The organism is Lacibacter luteus (genome assembly GCF_004118265.1).
Lineage (GTDB): Bacteria > Bacteroidota > Bacteroidia > Chitinophagales > Chitinophagaceae > Lacibacter > Lacibacter luteus.
This window is the reverse complement of the sequence record NZ_SDHW01000001.1, coordinates 452,712-476,198: the sequence shown is the minus strand read 5'-3', so window position 1 is coordinate 476,198 and position 23,487 is coordinate 452,712. Positions and strand designations below refer to the sequence as shown.

Here is a 23,487-nt window from a genome sequence, read left to right as displayed (position 1 = left end):
TAATTATTGCACGGTATTTTTTAGTGTGCCGATGGAATCGATGCTGATGCTGATCTCATCGCCACTTTGCAAAGTGAAATCACTGCCGGGCACAATTCCTGTTCCTGTCATAATAAAGCAACCATGTGGAAACGATGCTTCACGATAAATAAATGAAGCGAGTTCTTCTACTGTACGTTTCATTTGATCGATAGTGATGGTTCCTTCAAAAACAGTTTTTCCATTTCGTGCTATCTGCATAGCAATGCTTGTAGAAGGAGAGAGTGCTTGTTCTGTTACATAAATGCAGGGACCGAGTGCTGCACAGGCATCGTATGTTTTTGCCTGTGGCAGGTACAATGGATTTTCACCTTCAATACTTCGGCTGCTCATATCGTTACCAATTGTATAGCCTACGATTTTGCCTGATGAACTTACAACCAATGTCAACTCCGGTTCGGGTACATCCCAGGTGGAATCTTTGCGGATACGCACTTTAGCCAAATGACCAACCACACGATGAGCAGTTGCTTTAAAAAAACATTCAGGACGATCGGCTTCATAAACCTTTGCATAAAAATCGGCACCACCGCTGGCTTTACTTTCTTCCTGCCGTCCAACCTTGCTGCGTAAGTATGTAACACCACAGGCCCAGAGTTCCTGTTGCGGACCCATTGGTGCTTCAATATCTTTTATTAACGTATCTGTTCCTGCAGGTGATGTTGCAATCAGCTCACTTAGCTGTTGATAAAGATTGTCAACGTTTACCAGCGTTTGCCAATCACGATGAATAGCATAATACAAGTTGTTATGTTCAACTACAGCACAGGTTTTTGTTTTGTAAAGCTTCATTTTAATCTCTTAGTTTAATTCTTAGTAAATACATATCATTCGTAACATACAATGTCTTTTCATCTGGCGATAAAGCACAATTACTTGCGGAGTTCTCCAGTTTAATCATGCCCAGCTTTTTCCCATCACTGTTAAATATATAAACACCACCCGGACCTGTTGCAAATATGTTCCCATTTTTATCAATCTTTAAACCATCTGGTAAGCCGCCCATAGTTTTAGCCTCTTCACTTGCACTGTAAAATATTCTGCCATTATCAATTTCAAATGTGTCAACATTCAGGTCATAGATATACCAATTGGGAAAAGCAGGATCACTGCATGCAACAATAAGCTTTTTCTCTCCTGGTAAAAATGCCAGACCATTGGGTCTTGTTATTGAATCAATAAGCAGCTTAACTGTTCCATCTTTCATCACCTTATAAACACCATTGTGTTTGATTTCTTTTTTTGAATCCGTATCGTCCTGTGTTTGCAAACCATACGGCGGATCGGTAAAAAACAATTCACCGGCTTTGTTATACACTGCATCATTCGGGCTGCTGAAACGTTTGCCTTGATATTTATCTGCAAGCGTACTAAATTTTGCTGTTGGCTTGTCAAGAGGTGCATCCATCCTTGCCATTCTTCTGTCACCATGTTGACATAAAACAAGATTGCCATTGTTGTCGAATGTTAAGCCATTGCTGCCCGGCTCTTTACATACTGAAGGTTCGGAGCCTGTATAACCGGATGGTTTCAGATAAACTTCTTTACCTTTTTCTTCCGTCCATTTATAAATTGTATTCATCGGCACATCACTGAAGATGAGCATTTGTTGTTTCTCCAGCCAAAGAGGACCTTCACTCCATTCAAATCCTTCAGCAATAATTTCAATTTTTGCAGAATCAGAAATGATTGCATTGATAGCAGGATCAAGCCGCTCAATTGTTCTGGTGGTCTTATACATTGTTTCTTGCTTTTGTTCTGATGGGTTGTTGCAGGACAGCAACATCATTGTTGAAAAAAAGAATAGTGATTTATACGGCTTCATGTCATTTGTATTTATCTGTTTTGATCAGTCGCATCAGCGTTATCAGTGTTTCTATCTTAATGTGAATCTCTTGTGACCTCTGATCCTGAACTTCCTTGCAGAAAATCAAGATCAGCACCTTTATCTGCACCCATCACATGTTTAATGTACATGCTCACATAACCACGAGTGGCTGCAGGTTTAGGTAATGCCCAGGCTGCTCTTCGTTTGGCCAATTCTTCATCACTTACATGCAAGTGCAATAATCGCTTCTCAACATTTAGTTCGATCATATCACCATTCTGCACCAATGCCAATGCACCACCAATAGCACTTTCAGGGCTTACATGCAATACTGCTGTGCCATACGCTGTACCACTCATTCTTCCATCGCTGATGCGTACCATATCTTTAATTCCTTTCTGCAAGATCTTTTTCGGCAAAGCCATATTACCCACTTCCGGCATACCGGGGTAACCAACCGGGCCAACATATTTCAACACCATTACACAGTTTTCATCAATATCCAATTCAGGATCATCCACACGTGCATGATAATCTTCAATACTTTCAAACACCACTGCTCTGCCGGTATGTTTCATTAATGCAGGTGTTGCAGCCGATGGTTTAATAACAGCACCATTCTCTGCAAGATTGCCTTTCACCACCACAATGCCAGCTTCCGGAATAAATGGTTTGTTGTATGCAGCAATTACATCAGCATTATAGTTATCTGTTGTGCCAACAATATTCTCCTGGTGATTTTTTCCTGTAACAGTAATAACGTTTTGATGCAATTCTTTTTTCAGTTCATTTAAGATCACTGGTAATCCACCTGCATAATAAAAATCTTCCATCAAATATTTTCCTGAAGGCATCAGGTTGAGCAGGAGAGGGATCTTACTACCGATCGCATCAAAATCATCCAACTTCAGATCAACGCCAATTCTTCCGGCAATGGCAGCGAGATGAATAATAAAGTTTGAAGAACCACCAACGGCTGCATTTACTTTAATGGCATTTTCAAATGCTTCTCTTGTTAATATTTTATCGATGGTTAAATTCTCTTTCACCATTTCAACAATGCGCCTTCCACTCAACTGTGCCATTACTTTTTTACGACTGTCAGCTGCAGGAATAGCAGATGCGCCACTCAATGTTAAACCCAATGATTCAACCATCACAGCCATGGTACTTGCAGTGCCCATCGTCATACAATGACCAATGCTACGGCTCATACAACTTTCTGCATATTCACATTCTTCCTGCGTCATCTTTCCCGTCTTCATGTCTTCATCAAACTTCCACACATGTGTACCACTTCCGATGGTTTGTCCTTTGTAACGTCCGTTTAACATTGGTCCACCCGGAACAACTATCGTAGGCAAGCCAACACTCGCTGCACCCATCACAGTACTCGGAGTTGTTTTATCGCAACCGGTCAATAACACCACGCCATCGATCGGGTTACCACGAATACTTTCTTCTGCATCCATACTTGCCAAATTGCGAAACAACATCGCTGTTGGTTTTAGCAAAGTCTCACCCAAACTCATGATCGGAAACTCAACAGGAAAACCACCTGCTTCCAACACGCCACGTTTCACTGCTTCTGCATGATCACGAAAATGTGCATTGCAAGGTGTGAGTTCACTGAACGTATTGCAAATGCCGATCACCGGTCTGCCATCAAACATATCTGTTGGCATGCCCTGATTCTTCATCCAGCTGCGGTAAATAATTCCGTCTTTGTCTTTGCGGCCAAACCAATCGTGGCTGCGTAATCGTCGTGACATATAATTTATTTATTTACTTAGCTTTTATGCTACTATTAAACTTTTGTTGCGTCGCATGCCGACGCTCTGGTCGGCATCGAGACCGAAAGCGTCTCGACACTTGTACGTTTTGTAATTCAATTGATCCTGAGCGAAGTCGAAGGACCCACCCCAATGTACTATCTTCAGTCATGCTGTTACTCGCCCCTCCCAAGAGGGGATAGTTGAATGTCCACAGTTCTTTATTCACTATTCACCATTGACCATTCACCATTCACTTCTTCGCTAAAGCTACGGAGAGCAAGCACAACTCATCTCTCATCATTCATTACTCATACGGTCACTCTTTTCCCCGTCTTCATTGCTTCATAAATCGCTTCAATGATCTTTACATCTCTTCTGCCCATTTCACCGGGCACAATGCTTTGCTGTTTGTTTTTAACTGACAATGCAAATGCATCCATCTGTTTAGCTTGCTGCGATAATCTTGGATAATCCATTTGTCCACCTGATGTATTGCCTTTCAATCCTGAATAATTAAATGCAGGTTGCAATTCAAACCATCCTTTTTCTGCTTCTGCTTTCAGGAAGTTACTGCTTTCTGAATAACTGGTTCTGCATTCTGCGATCAATCCATTCGGCATTTCCATTTGCCATGCAAGAGTTTCTTCAATGTCTTTAAACTTATCAGGATCGCTGATAGGGAATGTTTGTGCAGTTACTGCAACCGGTTCCATACCTGTAGTGTACATCACAGCCTGCAGACAGTAAACACCAAGATCCATCAACGGGCCACCGCCGGCAATTTTTTTATCCAATCGCCAGATTCCTTTTTGTGCAACAAATGAAAAACCAGAGCTGATCTTTTTAATATCTCCATATACTTTCTGCTGACCCAGCCGTTTCATTTCAAGATTGTACGGATCAAAATGCAAACGATAACCGATCGATAATTGTTTACCTGCTTCTTTGCATGCAGCAATCATCTGATCACACTCTGCAACGGTAATGGCCATGGGTTTTTCACAAATGATATGTTTGCCTGCTTTTGCTCCACGAACTGTGTACTCAGCATGCATGTGATTTGGCAATACAACATAAATGATATCAATATCCGGATTGTCCTTAATTGAATCGTAATTCTCGTAATTGTAAATATTCTTATCAGGGAGATTGTATTTTTCTTTCCATGCAATTGCTTTGGAAGGAGTGCCTGTTACAATGCCTGCCAGATAGCAATGTTCGGTTTGCTGCAAAGCAGGTGCAAGCTGTCCGCCGGCATAACCGCCAAGACCAACCAAGGCAATACCAAGTTTTCCATCTTTGTTTTGCATGCTTTTTTGTTTTGATTGTTGTTCATTACAGTTGCCCGCAGAGATCAACGGAATACTTAAACCTGCTAATCCCAGCGTTTGCAGAAAACTTCTTCGTGATTGTTGCTGACTCATACGAATTTGTTTTAGTTATGACTTCATCATTTTTTATTTTGTTGTTGCCATTGCAGTACATGTTCTGCCACATCTATCATAGGAGCAACCCATATCTCTTTCTCTTTTTGTTTGATGTAGGCGAGAAGCTTACGATGATTTTCAATTGTTACATCCAAGCCATTGCCACCGCCCACACCATGAAACAGGATCACCAGTAATGAATTTGTCTGCATGGCTTTATCAACCCAAGTTTTCATTTCTTCAAAACTGTGATTGTTCACCACATAACAATCGACGTTGTACAGATCCACTTCGTTTATCTTATGCATTTCATTGCGTACTGCTCTTGCAGCAACAAAATCTTTTTTCATACCATTGATAAAGGAAGAGTCAGCGATCTTCATATCGCCACAGGTAAAGGCAAATGTGCGTTTGGTTTTTCCATCCAGCGATTGCAAAAAGAGATTGGTCATCAGCATTTCGTTCTCTATTCGCTTAACAGTATAATTGTTCAGGTCGTTTGTTTTACTCACCCATTCACGACCGGGCATATTACCAACGCAGGGATGAAACAATGTGTGATTACCCAACTCATGACCTCTTACAGAAAGATTCTTCCACTCATTCAATCGCTTTTGCATTGATTGCGAAAAGGCTGTCAGATAAAACGTCGCTTTTAATCCCAATGAATCAAGAACAGGAACAGCATTATCTAAATGCTGATCGATTGCATCATCATAGGTAATTACCACTGCAGCTTTCTTTCCTTTCCATGCAGCATTGGTTTGTGCATGAACTGCATTTAACAAACTGAATGCGCAACAAACTGCAACAAATAATTTCTTCATGCTGTTAAGGTAGTTTCTTTTCATAGTTTAATCCCTTACTTGCCCATGGAATAAAAAAATTAAAATTCGGTGCGTCTGTATGCCCGCCATCATGTTGTCGCCATGCTAAATGACCATTCAGCATATCAGTCAGCATCGGTGGCATTTTTTCAACAAGGTAATCATTGCTTACACCAAGATCTTTTGCACCTAATAATTTAAATACAGTTCCTGCAGCGATGGTTGCCTGGTAACTTCCTTTCTGATCGAGCCAGTTGGCATCACCTTTTTCAGGAATGCCATAACTGATAAATGTAAGACGGGGAGCACACAAAGCGATGAGTTCATGCGAATCAACCGGAAGATCACAACCTGTTTTTTTACCGAATGAAGATTCTTCCGTTCCGTATTTTAAATAATTACCGGCCATCCAATGATAACCGCCACCGCCGGTTAAATTTTCAACTGACTCACCAAACACCCGACGATGCAATGTTGCACCACCTTTTCCTGATGAACCAATTAATCCAATTGAAAAACGTTGATCGAATGCCATTGTTACCAATGCAGCTTTGCCATATCTCGACACACCTTCAATACCCACTTGTTTTGCATTTACCAATGGATCGGTTTCCAAATAATCCAATGCACGACTGGCGCCCCATCCCCATGCACGCAATGCACCCCAATCTTCCGGCTTGCGTGGCTGACCCATATTGGTTAAGCCAATAATACCTCTTGTTAAACCTGCACCATTATCCGGTTGTATTGTTCCCGGATCGATCGTAACATAACCCCAACCAGCAGCTAATAATCTTTCCTGCGGCGTTAATTCATCATCAGGTTTTGCAGGCGCAAAAAAGTTAGGAGCGGGGAGACGAGTGATTGGTTGATAAGCCGGATACTTTTCAAAAATTTCTTTCATTGCAGGATCAGACTTGATCATCATTTCCTTGTACGCTGCATTTATTTTCTCCAGGTCATCGGGCGACGGTTGTGCAGGTGCAGGTAATACAGGCCGGCCAAACATCATCAACACAGGTACAGGTCCTTTTACATTTGTTGGAACAACCAATACCATTTTTATATCAACATTGATCAATGGATAGACACTGTTATCAACATGACCGATAATTTCTTTTGCAATAACAGGAATACGATTCACCACTTCTCTGTCGAGTATCTTCACCGTCCATGTTACTTTCGGAACATTCTTTGGAATGCGGCCATACACTTCACGTTCAAACTCTTCAATTAATTCAGGACGACGTTGTTTCCACCACTGATCAGCAGTAGTGATCTTTGTACCATTCTTTAATGTAAGCACATCGGGTAATTGCGGACAAGGGGTTGCCAAAGCCTCATCGTAATTTGCATGATTCGGATCATTGTCATTGCCACTTCTGCCAGGTCGTAATTTTTTGATGCCAAGTTGTTGCATCATGTTTGCCTGGTCCTGTTGTGCGTTAAAAACGGTAAGCTTTGGATACTTACTGCTATCAATTTGTTGTGCGGTTGTTGTGTAGCTAACAACAACGAGCAGAAGCAGAAGTGAATAGTTTTTTATCATGACGACTGTTTGTGTTTGTTGAATAAATGCGGATGATCTATTGTTCTACAAAAGTTGTAACACTTAACGGTTGCAGGTTGTAGGTAAAGCTGTTGTTTGTTGCGGTAATCTTTGTTCCTGCAGCTACATTGGTAGTTTCAGTTGTACTGTATGGAATAAAATCGCCAACCGTTGCATTGCTGATATTGATGGTTTGCTTTACAATGGCTGCATAACTGTTTACCACTACAATAATTCTTTTTCCTGCACTGGTTCTGTAAGCCGATACACGTGCCTCGGCTTGTGTATTGCCTCCTGTACCTAAACGTACAGAACCGGGAGTAATAAATCTTGCAAACTGCGACATGATGTATCCTCGTTTTGTTACAGTGCCATCTTCACCTATAGGTCCGTAAAAACGTTTGCCATACCACCAGATATACGCACTGAAATTTGCTTTGGTAAAACAGTCGTGAATTTCTGCTGCTGTGCCAATGCTTGCAAAATGTGTGTAATTGGTATCAAGATGTTCTGTCATCCATACCGGTTTATTCAATGTTTTTGCCAAGGCATTTTCGGTAATACCGCTGCCATAAATATGACCGCCGATTAAATCGATATTCGCAGCTGCACCGGCATCACTTAACAAAGTGTTGCTGTAGGTTTGGTTATTGTTGAACGATTCCGGTGCCATCAGTTTTGTACTGCTTATAAGGTGACCATGTGTTTTAAGAAAGTTCAGCATTTCAGCGGCTGTCCAGTCGCAACTTTCATAACTCACTTTAATATCCGGTTCATTTTGTACAGATACTGCATAAACAGGCGCTCCGTTCGCAGACATATAATTTGCAAAACCGTTAAGGTAAGTTGCATAAGCTGCACCACTGTCTGCAATCAGCGATCCGCCAATAAGCGTTTTATTTGTTTTGAATTTTGATGGCGGACTCCACGGTGTAGCCAGTACTAAAGCTCCACGTTGTATAGCACCTTTTGCATTTGCAAGTTCGAGTGAACGCCAGTAATCATCTTCTGCAATACGGATGCGTAAGATGTTTAAACCGATCTGCCCGTTCGCTTTACCAAACAATCTGTCCAGTTCATCATTCGTTAACGAAGCATTCGATGGACGGAAAACAGTAGCACAACCAAATCCGTCAATTGTCTGGTAAGTTTGATTGGCAGAAATTGTTACTTCTGCAATGAGTGTAACAACAGGGCGGGGTGATGGTTCCGGATTTCCTTTCTTTTTACAGGCAGTTATAACGAGCATGAACAAAAGAACATGCATGGTTACGGTAATCCACACAAGGCGGTTTTGCTTTTTTTTCATTTGGCAGTTGAGCGTTAAGTGTTATAGATCGATTGTTTGCTAAGAATTTCTATTGATCGGTTTTAAACGGCGATGCAGGTAAGTTTTCTTTATTGTACAGATTCGGATTCACCGGATTATCGGCCCATGCATAACGTACATACATTGGTTCTTTCACTTCATCATTCCACACAATTATTTTATCGCCTTCAATTTTTGCTTTAGCCCATACAAATTTTTTGTCGGCACCGGCAATAGCAAACTCACTTAATTCTTCACCATCATTTGTGATTAATCCGCTGCCAATATTGGTAAAGGAGATGATGATCTTATTACCTTCTGTTTTTGCTGATTGATAAAGCGGACCTGAATAAACCATGTTTTCGTTGTACGCAAGCTTTCTAGCTGCCAATGCTAAACGAATACCCACATCTTTTTTATTATCCGGATGAATATCGTTCCACTCGCCAAGATCAATGGCAACGGCCATTGCCGTGTTAGGAACAGAAAGTGTTTTTAATTGTTCGTGACGTAATACAGCCCATCCACTTTCTGAAGGCAGGTAATTGTAATCCATAAAACCGGGAAGCTGCACATACAAGAATGGTAAAGTACCTTGCTTCCATTTTGTGCGCCAATCGTTGATGAGTGCGGTTAACAATGCACCATATTCCTGTGGGCGGCCTGCATTGCTTTCACCCTGGTACCAACAAAAACCTTTGATGGTATAATTTATTTCGGGAGCAACCATGGCGTTATACAAAGCTGTTGGTTGATTTTGTGCACTGATGCCGCCACCGAACCCGCCGCCTGCAAACGGTCTGTTTACAAGCCCGACTTTATATTGCCATGTTCCTTTCAGATCAACCGTATCATTGCCTGAAAAAATGCAGTAAGGTTTATCTGTTACAAATCCGCCTTTGCCTGCATTGTTTGTAACACGGATAACAAAAATATTTTTGCCTGCTTTTAATATGTTTGCCGGAACGCTGTATCTCCGTTGCGGATATTGATAAGTTGTGTTGCCGACTAATTTTCCGTTGATGTATAATTCATCTGCATCAATAATTCTTCCAAGAAAAACTTTCGCTACTTTACCAACCATTGAAGCTGGTATGTCAATTTCTTTCCGAAACCAAACAACACCATTCAGATCTTTTATTCCCTGGTCTTCCCAATAGCCGGGAATATTGATTGGTCGCCAACCTTTCGGACTGTAGTTTACATCAAACCATTTTAATGCACCTGCTAAACCTGCATCAACAGGAGGAGCAATGCGTGGCGTATTGCTTGGTCTGCGGTTAAAGCTGTTGATATAAGCTGTGTCTTTATTTTTTGCAATGGTAGTTTGCAAGGTTACAAAGTCTTTTAAGCCTTCTTCACTTGTCCATGCTTCAATGGGTGTGCCGCCAACACTTGCATTAATGATACCGATCGGTACTTTGTATTGTGCATACAAATGCTTTGCAAAGAAATAAGCAACTGCAGAGAAAGGACGAACATCTTCGCCAACTGCTGCTTTCCAGTAACCACTTGGCAACTGCTGTTGTGGCGCATTCATATTGGTGAGTGTCGGTATCCAGAATTGCCGTATCTGCGGATCGTTTGCTTCAGCTATGTCTTTTGCATAGGTTACATCATGAATGTTGAGTTGATGCACCATGTTCGATTGTCCGCTGCAAAACCAAACATCGCCAAATAGAATTTCTTTGATGCTGATCTTGTTGCTGGCAGTAATATCAATGTTATAAGGGCCACCTGCTTTTGTTGCAGGAAGTTTTATGATCCACTTACCTTCGGCATTGCCTTTTGTATTGTAGGTTTTGCCGTTAAATTTTACACTTACTTTTTCATTCGCTGCACTCCATCCCCAGATGTTTACAGGCACATCTCTTTGCAGGATCATACTGTCCCGAACGATCTGCGGAAGTTTTACCTGTGCTTTTGTTGTAAATACTACAAAAACAAGAATGGAAAGAATGCGTAACGATGTTGCTAAATAGTTCATGTTCTTATTCAAATTGAATGGCGAAATACATACAAGGGCTTGTGCCGATATTTTTTATTCCATGTAATACATTTGTTCCTGCATAATAAAAACCACCAGCCGGAATTTTATGAGTTTTGTCCCCTAACAGCATTTCTGTTTCTCCATTGATCATGAGTATGATCTCTTCTGCACGGTGCGTATGTGGTTCACGACTTTTTAATCCTTCTTTCAAGGTGGTAACATGCATTTCAAAACGTTTTTGCTGAACAGTTGGCTGTTCAAAAAAATCACGACGGCCGCCGCCGTTGTTATTGGGTTTAAACGGAATGTTCTCCCAGATTTTTACAAACGACTTTCCTGAACGTTGTGTCCCAGCAGATTTTTTGCTGCTGTATTTCATGCTGAAAAAATCAGCTGTTGTGATTGCAGTATTTGATAAACTGTATTTCTCTCCGGGCATTAAAACAACCACACTATTGGCTGCTAATACAAATGAGGAATCACCCAAGTGAATTGTAATACTCCCGGATTTTACAATGAGCAATTGCTCCTGGTTTGATGGAATAGTTTGTTTTAGTTCTGTTTTTCCGGCGATGCTGTTTGCTGCAAATTGCATCCATTCAAAGTCGTATGCTTTTCCTTCAAGCAACACAACAGAACTGATTTTTCCTTTTTGTGCAGTTGGTTGTTGCCAGCTGTAAGCACCGGATAAAATGGAATCCTTTTGCGCAAAAGCCAAACAGGGTGTAATCAAGAGAATGGCAAGTAGTCGTTTCATAAATGTGTGTTGGTTTATTTTACTTCATACCCTTTACGTTGCGGGCGGGATAACATCTTGTTTGCTTCTGCATCATTGATGAATTGCTCTTTCGCAGGATCCCATTGCAATTTGCGTTTCAGCTTCATGGAAATATGATGCAATAAACAGGCAGAGCATGCACGATGTGCTTCTTCAACTGGTGCAATCGTTTTTTTGTTATCACGAATGGCTTCTAACCAATTGCCATGATGATCTTTACTAACGGTAAAATGAAATTCTTTTTCACCGATCACCGATGTAAGAATAGAAGGATCACTTGCGTCAATTTTTTTCGCCTGTGTTGTTCCAACATTCGGATCGCTTGATGTAGCCTGGTAATCACCTCTTGAAACAAATACCCAGCCTTTTGTTCCTTCAAACTTAATCCCGTTCTGAAATTCATTGCTAACGATCATCGTTACACCGTTTGCATATTTGGCACCTGTTTTAAAAATACCATGCACATCCCACAAGCCACCTGTTGCAAACTCAACATGGTCTGTCCATATTTCAACAGGGCCACTTGCTTCCATACCCATGCCCCAATGAGCACTATCAATATGATGTGCACCCCAGCCTGTGATCATACCTGCACCAAACTGTTCGCAACGTAACCAACCCGGACGATTATACCCAACCTGCGGATGCACCCTTTCTTCAGTATAATACACTTCAGGTGTTGATGCAAGCCACATATCATAATTAAAATCTTTTGGCAACGGCATTTCTTCTTTCTTTCCGCCGGGAGGATCGCCGGGTAAACCAACATACACCGTTTTTAATTCGCCGATACGGCCATTACGAACAAGTTCTGCTCCATAACGGAATTGTTCGGCACTGCGTTGCTGACTGCCGATCTGAAATTTAACGCCGCTCTTTTGCACTACATTACTGATCACTCTTCCTTCGGCAATCGTTAATGATGCAGGCTTTTGCATATAAATATGTTTTCCTGCACGTGCTGCTGCAACACCAATCATGGCATGTGTATGATCGGGTGTACTGATCAACACTGCATCCACATCTTTGTTTTGTAACACTTCTCTGAAATCGGTGTACACTTTCACGCCATCGAAAGGTTTGTTATCACGCTTCGAGTAAAATTCATTCACCAGTTGCTTACCTTCATTTGCACGCTTCAAATCAACATCACAAACAGCCATGATTTGTGCATAATCATATTTCCAAACACCGGGCATATCATGCCCACGTGAAATACGTCCGGTTCCAATGGCTGCAATATTAATGCGGTTACTCGGTGCATTTTTTCCAAACACAGTTGCAGGAACAATGGTAGGAAAGGCAAGCAGGGCAGAAGCTTTCAACGATGTTTCTAAAAACTCTCTGCGTGATTGATTTCTTTTTTTCATGGCATATGATTTAGGTAATCGTTAATAGTAAGTTTAAAGAACTTGTATTGAACTGCTTAATACATTACTTGTTGTTTTATTCTTTACACCCGGCTGACCACCACCCACACTGATCTGCATTTTTCCTTTTGGCTGATAGTACTTGCCCGTTGTTTCATTTACCAGCGATAATTCTTCGGGTGTAAGTTTAAAGCTGATGGTTTTGCTTTCGCCAGCTTTTAATGCAATGCGTTTAAAACCTTTTAATGCACGAACGGGTGCCTTGCTTTTTGTTTGATGTGATACGTACAACTGCACCACTTCATCACCATCACGTTTACTTGTATTCTTTACCGTTACTGTAACTGTAACAGCCTTGTTGGCTGCAGTTGTTTTGGGCAACTGTAATCCACTGTAGTTAAAGTTTGAATAACTCAAACCATGACCAAACGGATACAATGCTTCACCTTTGAAATAACGATAGGTTCTTCCTTCCATTGAATAATCGCTGAAGCCTGGCAGATCGCTATCACTCTTATAAAATGTAACAGGTAAACGACCGGCAGGATTATAATCACCAAACAGTACATCAGCAACAGCAGTGCCTGCACTTTGTCCACCATACCATGCGTTCACAATAGCAGGAAGGTTTTCACTTTCCCAAGGTGTGGCAATGGCACTACCTGTGAGCATTACAAATACAACAGGCTTTCCGGTTGCATGAAGTTTTTTCATCAATTCAGTTTGCACTGTTGGCAAAGCAATGGTTGTACGATCACCGCCATTAAAGCCCGGAAAATCAACACGCATTTCTTCACCTTCGAGCTGTGGGGAGATGCCACCTGCATAAACAATTGCATCTGCATCGCTTACTTTTTTGAGTAATGAAGCATAGTTCAGTTGTGCTAAGTTGCCTGCTTTCAATTTTACATTTGCCTTTCCTTCGCCCTGCCAATATTCCAGAACCAGCTTGTAGGTTTTTCCTTTTTCAGTTTTTAAACGATAGGTGCGTGCACCCCAACGGTTTCTTGTCCAGGCATTCAACACTTCTTTCTCATCAACTGAAAGTTTATAGCCATCATCTGCTTCTACTTCAAACAGAATTGAACCATCATTTGCAGCAGTGAAGTTGGTTGTATAACGTGCAGAGAAATTGTTTGCACGGATATTTCCTAATACCTGTTGTCCTTCCTGCCAGAAATGATCAACGCCTGCTTCTGTTTGCACAACAGCAGGTTCTCCCTGCAAATCTTTGTTCGAATAGTATTCTGCTTTGAATCCTTTTTTTCCTTCATACAAATACTGATCACTCACATCGGCATACACCAACGATGTGTCGTTGGTGAAATTGATCGCTTTTTCATAAACCACTTCAACCGAACTGCCCACTTTATTTTGAATTCCTTTCAGTATGGTTATAATTTCAGAAGGTGTGCCATTGTAGTTTCCCAGCACTGCAATACTGTTGTCGGCGTTAGGACCTAACACCACGATCTTTTTTATTTTTTTACTCAGCGGCAATGTATTGTTTTCATTCTTTAACAGCACGATCGATTGTTGCGCCATTTTTAACGCATGTGCTTTATGCTGTGCACTCTCCAAAACAGAAGAAGGTGTTTGAGCATACTTCACCATCGATACCGGATCGAACATACCTAAACGGTAACGGATGGTAAACAAACGTTTCAACGAAACATCAAGTTGTGCCTCCGTGATCAACCCATTCTTTACTGCATCAACCAATGTTTTGTAAACTGTAACGCCACACTCCAGGTCTGTTCCATGAACCACTGCATCAACGGCCGATACAGTTGCGTCCTTATGTGTTTTGTGATATTTATAAAAATCATCAACAGCCCAGCAATCGCTTGTTACGTAGCCATTAAACTTCCATTGCTTGCGGAGAATATCATTCATCAACTGATCATTGCCGCAGCAAGGTTGTTTATCAACAGCATTGTAAGCACACATTACACCCGCCACATTTGCATCAACGATCAATTCTTTAAATGCAGGGAGATAGGTATCCCACAGATCATAAGCAGTAGGATTAAAATTATCGGAGTGTCGTGTTGGTTCAGGACCGCTGTGTACTGCATAGTGCTTGGCACATGCTGCTGCCTTGAGATATTTAGGGTCTTCACCCTGTAAGCCACGTACAAAAGAGCGCCCAAGCATGGCCGTTAGGAATGGATCTTCACCGTACGTTTCCTGTCCACGGCCCCATCGGGGATCACGAAAAATGTTAATGTTGGGTGTCCAGTAAGTAAGACCAAGGTATCGTTCGGCTGTTCGTCCCTGTTCAACTGCTTTGCTGTAAATAGCTCTGCCTTCTAATGCAGAGTAATCAGCCATGCGGAACAATGAATTGGTATCCCATGTTGCAGCCATGCCAATTGCCTGCGGGAATACTGTTGTTTTAAAAGGCGTACGTGCAACACCATGCAATACCTCATTCCACCAATCATAAGCCGGAATACCGAGACGTGGAATAGCCGGTGTTGCATTGAGCATCTGTGCAACTTTCTCTTCCAATGTTAAACGACTCACTACATCATTCACCCGTTGTTCAATGGAAAGTTTTGGATTCCACATCGGGAATGATTTGTAATCCTGCGCCGATGCTGTAAGGGCAAGCACTGTACTGACGATTGCAAGAACGATTTTCATTGTTGATTGTTTTGATCCGGTTTATCTGAAAAGTTTGTTTATCTGTTTATTTTTTAAACGCATCATCATTTCCTTTGTACTCAAACCAATCGTACAAAGCCACTGTTGATGTTGGTGCTCCGTTTGAAGTGCCATATAATGCAAACAGGCTTCCTACAAATCCACCTGCAACTTTTGTGGTAAGAAACGAACCATCAACGCCGTCTTTCAACAGCTTCCAGTCATTTTTCTTTTCTGCAAAAAAGAACGCATACGTGTTGGCTCTTGCTTCAATTTTCAAGAACAGTTCTTTTGTTGAATTTAATTTTTGCGAAGCCAGTAATTCCGGCTCTGTTTTTCCTCTTGCGGGTGATTTGAATAACTGCACAACAGGTATTCCATTTTCAACTGACTTACATAAAAAGTAATAAAAATTTTCGCTTTGGAAAATGAGCATACCTGCTTTTTCTTTTTCTGACGCAGGTGAAAAGTTGATGCTTGTTGCTGCGTATCCTTTCAAATTGTTCTGACGGTAACCAAGGAACGAAGGACTTTTACGTTCTGTTGCTGTTTGCGGACGTAATGCCAATTGCAGAAATCCTTTTTTAGTAGTTAAACTGTAAGCAGCTGTTTCCGGATTGCGTAAGAAGAGATAACGGAAATCAAACTTGTCACTCTTAAAATCATCTTTGAATGTAACGTTACCACCAAACGGGTTGTTTACTTTTTTGGTAATGGCTGGTAGAGGGACGGGTAATGTGTAAGGCACTGTTGCATCACCTTCCAGAATATGCGGCCATCCGTCTCTCCATTCTACAGGTAATAAAAATGTTTCACGACCGGTTGTATAAAAATCATCATCATAAGGACGACAGGCGAGAAAAACTGCATACCATTTTCCATCCGGTGTTTCTACAAAATCGGCATGACCGGTTGTTGTAATCGGGTTGGCACGTTTTTTATCTAAATGTTTTTGTGTGAGGATGGGATTATTTTGATAGGGAACATAAGGCCCTTTCACTGATTTGCTTCTGAACACAACTTCTGTATGATTGTAGCCTGTACCACCTTCTGCACAGATGAGGTAGTACCAATCATCTTTTTTAAAGAGATGTGGCGCTTCGATCCAGATTGGTTTTTTGGAAAGATCGGTTCCGCCATTCACCAATAAAATTTCTTCACCCACCACTTTCATCGCATTAATATCAAATTCATACATGCGGATGGTACGGTGACCATTGTACAATGGTTTGTTATCCGGCGCATCATTGTTGTAAACAACATAGGCTTTGTCATCAACAAAATCAATTGATGGATCAATACCACGTACCTGCGGCAACCAGATAGGATTACTCCACGGGCCTTTCGGATCTTTTGCAGTGATAATGAAGTTTCCTTTTTTATCGATCAGCGTACAAAGAATATAAAACGTTCCTTTATGGTAGCGGATGGTTGGCGCAAACAAACCTCTTGAAACACCCGCATTGGTTTGATCGAGTTGTTCTTCACGATCCATTGCGTTGCCGATCTGCTTCCAGTTTACCAGGTCGGTACTGTGGAAGATCGGAAGCCCCGGGAAATAAGCAAATGTGGAAGTAGTAACATAATAGTCATTGCCTACACGACAAATACTTGGATCAGGATAAAACCCGGCCAGTATGGGATTGTTAAATGTTTGAGCATTCGTCATTGCAAATACAAAGCTGAACAATATTGCCGAAAGAATTTTCTTCATCTGGTTAATCGATATATGGTTTGATCGTTTTAATTAATCCATTTTCATCATGCACAAGCTCCGTTACTTTCACACTGCGTAAATGTGTTACTCCTTTGCTCAAACTGCTGTCGTGATAAAACAAATACCACTTGTCTTCAAATGCACAAATTGAGTGGTGCGATGTCCAGCCAACAACAGGTTCTAAAATTCTGCCTGCATATTTGAACGGACCATACGGATTATCGCCAATGGCATAACAGAGATAATGTGTATCACCGGTTGAATAAGAGAAATAATATTTCCCGTTGTATTTGTGCAGCCAGCTTGCTTCAAAAAATCTTCTATCAGTATCACCTTGCAAAAGCGGCTCATCGTTTTCATCTGTGATCACAACATCTTTAGGTTCTTCTGCAAATTCAAGCAGATCATCTGTGAGCTTAGCGATCTTTGCACATAACGCAGGTTCATTTGCTTCAGGTAGAAATGCAAACGGGCTTTCAGGTTGTTCTGCATTGAATGTTCCGCTGCGCCAGCGTTGTAACTGTCCGCCCCAGATACCACCGAAGTACATGTAATAAGTTCCGTCTTCATCTTTATACACAGCAGGATCAATGGAGAAACTGTTTTTGATCGCTTCCGGTTGCGGGGTGAAAGGACCAACAGGTGAATCGCTTACTGCCACACCAATTCTGAAAATACCATCGTGTGCTTTTGCAGGAAAGAATAAGTAATACTTGCCATCTTTTTCTGCAGCATCAGGTGCCCACATTTGTTTTGATGCCCAAGGCACATCGTTTACATGCAATGCATTTCCGTTATCAACGGCATCGCTTGTTGGTGAATCCATAGAAAGAATATGATAATCTTCCATAGCGAAGTGACTGCCGAGATCATCAAACGCATCACCTGCATCCACATCATGCGATGGATAGATATAAATTTTTCCGTTGAACACATGTGCCGATGGATCGGCTGTGTAAATATGTTTCACCAACGGTTGTGAAATGGCTTTCTTATTTAATTCTTCAAAGTCGATATGTGCAATACTGTCTTCAGGCATTATAATGAGTTATGAATGATGAGTTATGAGTTACGTCGTTGTTTCAGATCAGCTTCAATCTGCACTTCCATCTTTTTATTGATTTCATAAAAGAACAGGAGTGCAGCTGCAAGCAGAAACGGAATAGCAGGATAAATGCTCACCAGCATTTTTGTTCCGTTGATGGCGGTTTCAGTTTGTCCTGTTGTGCTTTGCGGCATGTAATGATACTTACCCAATATCCAAGACACTAATGAGCTGCCAATGCTTAATCCGGCTTTTAATCCCACCATCATTGCAGAGAAGATAATAGCCGTTGCTCTTCTGTTATTTTTCCATTCGCTGTAATCCGCTACGTCAGCGATCATTGTCCAGAGAATAGGTGTATTGATGCCGTAGAAAAATCCATGCAACACCTGCGCAGCAAAAATGATGGCAATTGATTTAGGCGGGAAGAAGTAAAACAGGATGATGAATACTGTTGCAATAAGCAAGGAAGCCATGAATACATTGCGCTTGCCCCATCTGTTTGCAAACCACGGCGAGATCATGATACCAATGAGACCAACCAGAATACCTCCACCATTAAATACACCCAAGCCTAATGAAGTATCATTTTCAAATGTTGGGAGGAATGATTTAAATGGTTCTAAGAAAGCAGTGAGCTCGGCTTTGTCAACATAGTTTTCAAAATAATAAACATACGAGCCGCCTTTTAATGCAAGTGTAATAAAGATGAGAGTAGTTACGGTAAGAATGATCACCCATGGTTTATTTTTAAACAGATCGCCGAGGTCTTCTTTTAGACTTGATTTTTGTTCTGGCTTGGGAATGATCCGCTCTTTCGTTGTGAGAAAGCAAATAATGAGCATCAGTGTGCCAACAATAGCAAGCACTGTCATTACTTTTGAGATGCCGATTTTCATTGCTTCCGCATCTGTTCCTCCGCCTGCTTTAATAATAAAATTGTACATGAAAACCTGCACAAAAAACTGGGCAAACATTACTGCAACAAAACGATAGGAGCTTAAACTGTTGCGTTCTTTCATATCGCCGGTTATTACACCGCTTAATGCGCCATAAGGTAAATTGTTGGCTGCATATAGCAACAACAGTAATGCATAAGTGATAACTGCGTAAATAATTTTTCCCTGGTAGGCAAAGTCCGGAGTTTTAAAAGCCAGCAATGAAATCACTCCCAATGGTATTGCTGTCCACAAGATCCATGGTCGGAATTTTCCCCATTTGGAATTTGTTCTGTCGGCAATAGCACCCATGATCGGGTTGAATGCAAACGCAGCAACCAAGCCAACAATAAGCGTTAACATGGAAGCATGTTCCGCTTTTAAGCCATAAATATTTAAATAGTAATAAGCGATCCATGTTACCAATGTTTGAAACACGAGATTAGCAGCCAGGTCACCTAAGCTGTAACCAACTTTTTCTACTACTGATAATTTTTGCGAAGATTCCATGAGTTGATTTTATTGAGCAAGCAATTGGTTTATTTCTTTAACGCCATTACCGAATGATAAGCTGGCTTTGGATTAAAAGCACGATCAAAGAGTAAGGGATAATTTGTGCGGCCGGGAACAGGCCAGCCATTCAACCAGCTTTGTCCATCGTTCACACCCCAGAAAGTAACACGAGTAATTTTATCCTTGTGTTTTAAAAACAGTTTGAAGAGATTGGCATAATCTGTTGCCTGTTGTTGTAACAAACTATCAGGAATGCCATTGGCATAAGGATTCAATGCAGGATTGGAAGCCTGGCGTTGATTCACATCTGCTCCTTGAAAATTTCTCGGCAGCATTTCAATATCCAGTTCAGTGATCATTACTTTCAATCCCAATGCGTGATAAGCAAGAATACTTTCTTCAATATCTTTCAATGGTACACGACCTAAATGCCAATGACCTTGAATTCCTACACCATCAATACGTACACCAGCAGCCTGCACTTTTTTTACCAATGCAAGACAGCCTTCACGTTTCTTTGGTTGTTCGTTATTGTAATCGTTGTAATAGAGTTCAGTATTGGGTGATGCAATAGCTGCAAGACGAAATGCTTCTGTAACAAAACCATCGCCCATTTTATCGAGGAAGATTGATTTACGCATCGTACCATCTTCATTCAATGCTTCATTCACCACATCCCATGAAAAGATCTTACCGCTGTAACGACCGGCAACGGTATTGATATGATTGGTGAAGAATGTTTTAAACGAATCAACATCTTTTATTCTTCTTGCAAACTGTGGCAACTGGCTATGCCAGATAAGTGTATGACCATTTACTTTGATGTTGTGCTTTGCACCGTACGCTACAATTTTATCAGCAAGGTCAAAATTGTATTGATCCCATTGCGGATGAATGATCTCCGCTTTCATAATATTTTCCGGGGTAATGGCATTGAACTGCAAAGGAATTAATGCAGCAGCTTTCGCATCTTTCTCTTCTATCTGTTGCGTGTTCAACGCTGTGCCAATTAGAAAATCTTTTTTGTAAGCATCTTTTAACGAGGTAGCAGCATTGCCTGTTGCATTTTTTGTGCTTGTGCAATAAGCGAAGCATGCAAGTATTGCCCCGGCTGCAGTAATTTTTACAATGAACTTTTTCATGTTATTCGTTTTAATCAGTAGTTAATAGTTCAGTTATTGATCCTTGTTTCAGGCGGACCGAGATAAGTTCTTTTCATGCCACCGAAATCGGCTACAATTTTTTGCAGCAGCACGCCGCTATTCACCATCCAGTATTTGATGACGTGTTTACCAGGCGAGCTGAGCTTATGTCTGCTTGTTTTGATAATAATATTCTCGCCCACCCATTTATTCCAGATGCCGCTGATGCTGTTCTTATCTTCTTTGTTTATGCTGATGATCTGTGGAGCTTCATCATCAACCGATATGGCGTACTGCAAACCATTTTCTTCGTTAAAGAAATTTAGAGTAGGAGAGAAGTAAGCGTGAATCGTAAAACTGTCTTTACTGTAAGTATAAATTTCGTATTCAAGAAAAGGAGTAGCTGCTGATGATTGTTGTTCAGCCGCAGTTACAGGAAATGTTGTAACAGCAGAGCCTGTTCTACCAAGATCGGGTAATACTTTCCAGTTAATGGTTTTGCTGTTGTTTGCATTTGTATAATGTGCAGCTTCTATTGATACAGTTTCAAATCGTTCAACGAAAGCATTGTGTTTTATTGTTGCAGGATATTCAGCCTGTGGCACTCTGCCGATCAATGTCACTTCATCTTTATAGGTAGTGGAGTCGGGCAGGTATTGCACAGCAGGCATTCTGTTAAATGGCGGTTGTTGCCAATACGTATAACCAATATGTGTCTGGCTCATCATATGATTCCATTTGCCTTTGTTGAGTTGATGATATTCAACCGTGATCAATGAATCTTTTTTGTAGAGCTCTTTTACTTTGTCAGCATACCCGTTTGTTGTTTCGTATTTTTCTTTGAATGCTTCTTTATTCAATGCAACATTGTAATATAGTTCGTTGAGATTTGCACAGGCTTTAATCGGATGCAGCACCAATTGAAAAAATGCATCTTTTTGTTCGGGACTTAAAGCGTTGTTGATTGTCTCTGCTAAATTCAATAAGTCGTTATACTCATTCACCACCTGTTCCCATTCGCCATAAAAGAAACTGTAGGTTTTATCATCGAGCATTTCAGGTTTTCTTCTGCTGTTATACTTTGCATATTTCGCCAGTAATTCCGCAATGGTAGTTGCATGTTTTGTTCCGAACTGTTGTGCGGCCCAGTTAACTGTATAGGTTTGAACATCTGTTGCGTCAATCTTTGCTGGATCCCATGCATAATCTAAAAAGAAGGAGATAGGCAACTCCATTGGTTTTATATCACCCACATTCACGATCCAGATATCTTTTACATGATGCTCATATGCCAAATGCATCTGTTCCCAAATGCGGGGAAGCGGATTTGTGTTCAGCCATTTGTAATTACGTGGACCACCCACATAATCGAAATGATAATAAATACCGTAACCACCTTTGCGTGGCTTTTCATTTGGCTTTGGCAGTTTACGGATATTGCCCCAGTTATCATCGCATAATAAAAGTGTAACATCATCCGGCACACGCATGCCTTTATCATAGTAGTCCTGCACTTCTTTATACAACGCCCAGAGTTGCGGTGTTTGTTCAGCAGGTTTACCTGTTACGTTGGTAATGATCTTGCGTTGATCTTTTACAATTCGTTCCAATAATGCTGTTGCCGTTTCTCTGCTCATCGGTTCATCACCATCCCCACGCATACCAACACTTACAATTTTTTCGTTCCATGCACGCTGCATACCGCCACGCCAGAATTCCTGCAGACCTGCTTCCGTACTATCATAATTCCATTTTTGCTTTTTACCATACTTTGCCCACTCTGCATGTGCACGCATCAATGGTTCGTGATGCGATGTGCCAATAACAATGGCATATTCATCAGCCACTTTAATATTAAGCGAATCATCATCGTAAAACGCATTGCCCCACATGGCAGGCCAGATGTAGTTGGATTTTAAACGAAGCATCAGCTCAAATACCTTTGCATAAAATTTTGAATTGAAGCCACCGAATTTTTCTTTGCTCCAGTTACTGAGTGCAGGAGCTTCATCATTAATAAAAATGCCACGGTATTTTACTTTCGGAGCGTCTGTAATTTTTTCATTTGCACTGATGAATACATCCTGCTTTTGCTGCACCGGTACATCGGCCCACCAATGCCAGGGCGATACACCTATTTGTTTGCTTACTTCAAACACGCCGAAAGCAGTACCTCTGCGATCACTTCCTGCAATCACCAACGCCTGTTCAATTCCCTTGAATGGATTTTTAATAGTTTGAATAGTGTAAGCTTCCCATTTGCCTTTGAGTGAAGCAATGGATAATTTCTTTTGCTGAACAAGTTGTTTGATGAAGGTTGATTTATCTGCAGAGCCGATGATGATCACTGTTTTGCCAAACGAAGAAAGACTGTTTATAACGCTTGATTGCTTCAATGTAACCGATTGCATATCGGTTGAAAAAAAATGCGCCGCCTTTTGTACAACAGCATGATCGTTGTTGTCAACCAAAATTGTGGCACCGGAAATGGAATAGGAAGAACTACCTGCACCGGTTGCAAGCAGTTGAGCGTTGCCGTAAGTAAGGTACAGCAAACAAAATGCGACAAGCAAAATCGTTTTCTTCATAAT

At 41.2% G+C, this 23,487-nt stretch carries 16 protein-coding genes; all 16 read right to left on the bottom strand.

Features of this window, described 5'->3' with window-relative positions:
- Window positions 1–3 precede the first annotated feature (3 nt).
- The gene (locus ESA94_RS01710; protein ID WP_129129130.1) at window positions 4–831 is read right to left on the bottom strand and encodes a fumarylacetoacetate hydrolase family protein; all 828 of its coding nucleotides are present in this window, start codon (window positions 829–831) and stop codon (window positions 4–6) included.
- Between the two features lies 1 nt (window position 832).
- Window positions 833–1,780 (bottom strand): SMP-30/gluconolactonase/LRE family protein, encoded by a 948-nt coding sequence (locus ESA94_RS01705; RefSeq protein WP_164972596.1) that lies wholly within the window; start codon window positions 1,778–1,780, stop codon window positions 833–835.
- A 140-nt stretch (window positions 1,781–1,920) separates the two neighbouring features.
- Entirely contained in the window at window positions 1,921–3,639 is a 1,719-nt protein-coding gene (locus ESA94_RS01700) for an IlvD/Edd family dehydratase (RefSeq protein ID WP_129129128.1), read from the bottom strand.
- Window positions 3,640–3,950: 311 nt separating this feature from the next.
- Window positions 3,951–5,066 carry a Gfo/Idh/MocA family protein gene (locus ESA94_RS01695; RefSeq protein ID WP_129129127.1) on the bottom strand — a complete coding sequence of 372 codons (1,116 nt, stop codon included), beginning with the start codon at window positions 5,064–5,066 and terminating at the stop codon, window positions 3,951–3,953.
- Between the two features lie 26 nt (window positions 5,067–5,092).
- Window positions 5,093–5,896, bottom strand: coding sequence for a polysaccharide deacetylase family protein (locus ESA94_RS01690; protein WP_129129126.1), 804 nt, complete (start codon window positions 5,894–5,896; stop codon window positions 5,093–5,095).
- A gap of 4 nt (window positions 5,897–5,900) precedes the next feature.
- On the bottom strand, window positions 5,901–7,445 hold the full coding sequence (locus ESA94_RS01685; protein ID WP_129129125.1) for a glucuronyl esterase domain-containing protein: 1,545 nt from the start codon (window positions 7,443–7,445) through the stop codon (window positions 5,901–5,903).
- Window positions 7,446–7,482: 37 nt separating this feature from the next.
- Window positions 7,483–8,754, bottom strand: coding sequence for a glycoside hydrolase (locus ESA94_RS01680; RefSeq protein ID WP_129129124.1), 1,272 nt, complete (start codon window positions 8,752–8,754; stop codon window positions 7,483–7,485).
- A 49-nt stretch (window positions 8,755–8,803) separates the two neighbouring features.
- Window positions 8,804–10,741, bottom strand: coding sequence for a sialate O-acetylesterase (locus ESA94_RS01675; protein ID WP_129129123.1), 1,938 nt, complete (start codon window positions 10,739–10,741; stop codon window positions 8,804–8,806).
- Window positions 10,742–10,745: 4 nt separating this feature from the next.
- On the bottom strand, window positions 10,746–11,501 hold the full coding sequence (locus ESA94_RS01670) for a cupin domain-containing protein (protein ID WP_129129122.1): 756 nt from the start codon (window positions 11,499–11,501) through the stop codon (window positions 10,746–10,748).
- A 14-nt stretch (window positions 11,502–11,515) separates the two neighbouring features.
- Window positions 11,516–12,892, bottom strand: a complete 1,377-nt coding sequence (locus ESA94_RS01665; protein WP_129129121.1) for a Gfo/Idh/MocA family protein — start codon at window positions 12,890–12,892, stop codon at window positions 11,516–11,518.
- Between the two features lie 33 nt (window positions 12,893–12,925).
- On the bottom strand, window positions 12,926–15,541 hold the full coding sequence (locus ESA94_RS01660) for a glycoside hydrolase family 3 C-terminal domain-containing protein (RefSeq protein WP_129129120.1): 2,616 nt from the start codon (window positions 15,539–15,541) through the stop codon (window positions 12,926–12,928).
- A 46-nt stretch (window positions 15,542–15,587) separates the two neighbouring features.
- Entirely contained in the window at window positions 15,588–17,255 is a 1,668-nt protein-coding gene (locus ESA94_RS01655; RefSeq protein ID WP_129129119.1) for a glycoside hydrolase family 43 protein, read from the bottom strand.
- A gap of 4 nt (window positions 17,256–17,259) precedes the next feature.
- Window positions 17,260–18,297, bottom strand: a complete 1,038-nt coding sequence (locus ESA94_RS01650; protein WP_129129118.1) for a glycoside hydrolase family 43 protein — start codon at window positions 18,295–18,297, stop codon at window positions 17,260–17,262.
- 23 nt (window positions 18,298–18,320) lie between these two features.
- Window positions 18,321–19,751, bottom strand: a complete 1,431-nt coding sequence (locus ESA94_RS01645) for an MFS transporter (RefSeq protein WP_129129117.1) — start codon at window positions 19,749–19,751, stop codon at window positions 18,321–18,323.
- A gap of 29 nt (window positions 19,752–19,780) precedes the next feature.
- Window positions 19,781–20,896: an endo-1,4-beta-xylanase gene (locus tag ESA94_RS01640; protein WP_129129116.1), complete on the bottom strand. Its 1,116-nt coding sequence runs from the start codon at window positions 20,894–20,896 to the stop codon at window positions 19,781–19,783.
- Between the two features lie 29 nt (window positions 20,897–20,925).
- Window positions 20,926–23,484: a glycosyl hydrolase 115 family protein gene (locus tag ESA94_RS01635; RefSeq protein WP_129129115.1), complete on the bottom strand. Its 2,559-nt coding sequence runs from the start codon at window positions 23,482–23,484 to the stop codon at window positions 20,926–20,928.
- Between the last annotated feature and the right edge of the window lie 3 nt (window positions 23,485–23,487).